Here is a 3,634-nt window from a genome sequence, read left to right as displayed (position 1 = left end):
CCGTACCGCGTGCCGACACCACCCACGGCACCGGCCCACCCATGTGCTCTGCCGGCCCCGCCTCGGGGTCCCGCTGAGCCGTCGCGCCCGACCCAGGGGCCTGCTCCACGATGACATGCGCATTGGTCCCGCTGATGCCGAAGGACGAGACACCCGCCCGGCGCGGATGCTCGCCACGCGGCCACTCCCGCGCCTCGGTCAGCAGGCGGACATCGCCCGCGCTCCAGTCCACATGGGGCGTCGGCTCGTCGATGTGCAGTGAGGTGGGCAGCAGGCCGTGGCGCATCGCCATGACCATCTTGATGACCCCGGCCACTCCGGCGGCGGCCTGCGTGTGTCCGATGTTGGACTTGATGGAGCCGAGCCACAGCGGACGGCCCTCGGGCCGCTCCTGGCCGTACGTGGCCAGCAGCGCCTGGGCCTCGATCGGATCGCCGAGCGTGGTGCCGGTCCCGTGCCCCTCCACCACATCGACCTCTGCCGGCGACAGGCGGGCGTTGGCGAGCGCCTGGCCGATCACCCGCTGCTGCGAGGGCCCGTTCGGCGCGGTCAGGCCGTTGCTGGTGCCGTCCTGGTTGACGGCGGAGCCCCGGATCACGGCCAGCACCTGGTGGCCGTTGCGCCGCGCGTCCGACAGCCGTTCCAGCAGCAGAAGCCCGGCGCCCTCGCCCCAGCCGGTGCCGTCGGCCGCCGACGCGAACGGCTTGCACCGGCCGTCGGCCGCCAGGCCTCGCTGGCGGGAGAATTCGATGAAGGTGGTCGGCGTCGCCATCACCGTCACGCCACCCGCCAGCGCCATCGTGCACTCGCCCTGCCGCAGCGCCTGGGCCGCCAGATGCATGGCCACCAGCGAGGATGAACACGCCGTGTCCACCGTCACCGCCGGGCCTTCGAGGCCGAACGCATACGCCACCCGGCCCGACATGACACTCGGCGTGCCGCCCGCGAGCAGATACCCCTCGACCTCCCGCGCCGAGGAGTTTCCGGAGGCGCCGTAGCCCTGATAGGTGCCGCCCGCGAAGACACCGGTGTTGCTCCCGGCGAGCGTGTCCCGGTCCAGGCCCGCGCTTTCGAAGGTCTCCCAGGCGGTTTCCAGGAGCAGCCGCTGCTGGGGGTCCATGGCGAGCGCCTCACGCGGGCTGATGCCGAAGAACGCCGCGTCGAACCCGGCCGCGTCGTGGAGGAAACCGCCCTCGCGCGCATAGCTGGTGCCCAGACGCTCGGGGTCGGGATCGAAGAGGGTGTCCAGATCCCAGTCACGGTCGGTGGGCATCTCCCCGATGGCGTCCCGGCCCGCGACGACCAGCTGCCACAGCTCCTCCGGCGAGCGCACACCGCCCGGGTAGCGGCAGGCCATGCCGACGATCGCGATCGGCTCGTCGTCGGCGGCCACGGACGACGTGTGGGCGGTGACGGCGGCCTTCTGCCCCGTGAGTTCGGCGCCCAGATACGTGGCGAGCGCGTTCGGCGTCGGATGGTCGAAGACCAGCGCCGGAGCGAGGGCGAGACCGGTCGTGGCGGCGAGCTGATTGCGCAACTCGACCGCGGTGAGGGAGTCGAAGCCCAGCTCCTGGAAGGGCTGCCCCGGAGGAACCGCGTCCAGGCCGGAGTGGCCGAGGATCGTCGTGGCCAGGGTCTGGATATGGCGGACCAGGATCTGGTGGCGCTGAGCGGCGGGCACCGCGCCGAGCTGTTGCCGCAGCGGATTGTCGTCGGCCGCGATGGCCGTGGACGTGGCGGGCTCGGCGCTCGACGGCATCAGTCGGGTGAGGAACGGACTCGAGCGCTGCGCGGTGAACGCACGGCCGAACCTCTCCCAGTCGACGTCCGCGATCGTGACGGCGGTGTCGTCGTGTGTCAGCGCGTGTTGCAGGGACGCGATGGCGAGGTCGGTCGGGAGCGGGGAGAGACCCCGTCGCTCGAGGTGGGAGAGCGTGTGCCGGTCGGCCGCCATACCCGCCTCGCCCCACGGCCCCCAGGCGAGACTGGTGGCAGGCAGGCCCCGGGCCCGACGGTGTTCGGCGAGCGCGTCCAGGTAGGTGTTCGCGGCGGCGTAGGCGGCCTGCTGCCCGCTGCCCCATGTCGCGGCGTTCGACGAGAAGAGAACGAAGGCCGTGAGATCGAGGTCCTGGGTGAGGTCGTGCAGATGAGCGGCGGACAGGGCCTTGGACCGCAGCACGGCCTGCAACCGCCCGGGGTCCAGCTCTCCGATCTGTCCCAGTTCCATCGTGCCGGCGGTGTGGACGACCGCGGTGAGGGGGTGTTCCTCGGGGACGGTGGCGATGAGCCGCCGGAGCGCGTCGTGCTCGGCGACATCGCAGGCGGTGATGGTGACGTCCGTCCCCAGCGCGGTGAGCTCCTCGCCGAGCTCGGACGCGCCGGGCGCGTCGGGTCCGGAACGGCTGACGAGGTGGAGACGTGGTGCGCCCCGGTGGGCCAGCCAGCGAGCGATCCGGGCGCCGAGACCGCCGGTGCCACCGGTGATGAGCGTGGTGCCGGACGGCTCCCAGGGGGCGGGGGCGGTGTCGTCGGCGGGCACCCGGGTGAGGCGGCGCGCGTACGTACCGGTGGTGCGGATGGCCACCTGGTCCTCGGGCTGCCCGGGGACGAGAAGGGCCGCCAGCCGACCCGCGGTGTGGTGGGTCATGGTGGCGGGCAGATCGATGAGACCGCCCCAGCGCTGCGGAAGTTCCAGCGCGGCCACGCGGCCGAAACCCCAGATCTGCGACTGCTCGGGGCAGGGGAGGAGGTCGCTGCGACCGGTGGCGACGGCGCCTTGTGTGACACACCACAGGGGCCCGCTGACTCCGGCGCCGTCGAGAGCCTGGAGAAGGGCGGTGGTGGCGCCGAGCCCGCCGGACACCGCGGAGTGTTCGGCGAGCGGTTCCCGGTCGAGGGCGAGCAGGCTGATGACCCCGGTGAGCTGGGACTCCTCGGTCAGCCGGCCGAGGTGCTCACGGAACCCGGCGCGATCGACGCGATGAGCGTCGACCGCGTACGGGAGCGCCGTGGCGCCATGCGCCCGCAGCGCCTGAAGGGTGACCTGGACCGTGGTGTGCTCCTCCTGCCCGGCAGGGATGACCACCAACCAGGTGCCCGTCAGGGCCGGGGCGGTCGGGTCGGGGAGCTGCTGCCACGTGGCCCGATAGCGCCAGGAGTCGATGGTGGAGCGTTCACGGTGTTGCCGCCGCCAGGCGGACAGTACGGGGAGAGCGGGCAGCAGGGCATCGATGCCGGGGCTGTCCTTGTCCAGCTGGAGCGTGCTGGTGAGGGCGTCGACGTCGAGTTCCTCGATGGCATGCCACAGCTGCGCCTCGGCCGGGTCCCCGGCAGCCCCCTCGAAGCTCGTACGGGCGGTGGGCGGGGCCAGCCAGAAGCGCTGGTGCTGGAAGGCGTACGTCGGCAACCCGACGACCTGGGGGGCCGGGCCGGCGGGGAACCAGCTGGTCCAGTCGACATCGACACCGGCGGTGTGCAGCCGGGCGAGGGTGTGGGTGAGGGCCTGCCCCTCGGGCTGCTTGCGGGTGAGGGTGGAGGTGATGAGGGGGGTGGGGTTTTTGGTGGTGTGGTGGTGGAGGGTGTGGTGTGTGGCGGTGGTGAGGATGGGGTCGGGGCCGAGTTCGAGGTAGACACC

1 protein-coding gene is annotated in these 3,634 nt (G+C 72.4%); it reads right to left on the bottom strand.

Annotated elements, in window-relative coordinates; translation table 11 throughout:
* A partial coding sequence (locus tag NP777_RS46590) for an SDR family NAD(P)-dependent oxidoreductase (RefSeq protein WP_256656276.1) occupies positions 1-3,634 on the bottom strand: 3,634 nt, incomplete at both ends.

Origin of the sequence: Streptomyces rugosispiralis, assembly GCF_024505145.1 — a bacterium.
GTDB lineage: Bacteria > Actinomycetota > Actinomycetes > Streptomycetales > Streptomycetaceae > Streptomyces > Streptomyces rugosispiralis.
The sequence above is the reverse complement of the archived record's forward strand: the minus strand, read 5'-3'. Positions and strand labels throughout refer to the sequence as shown.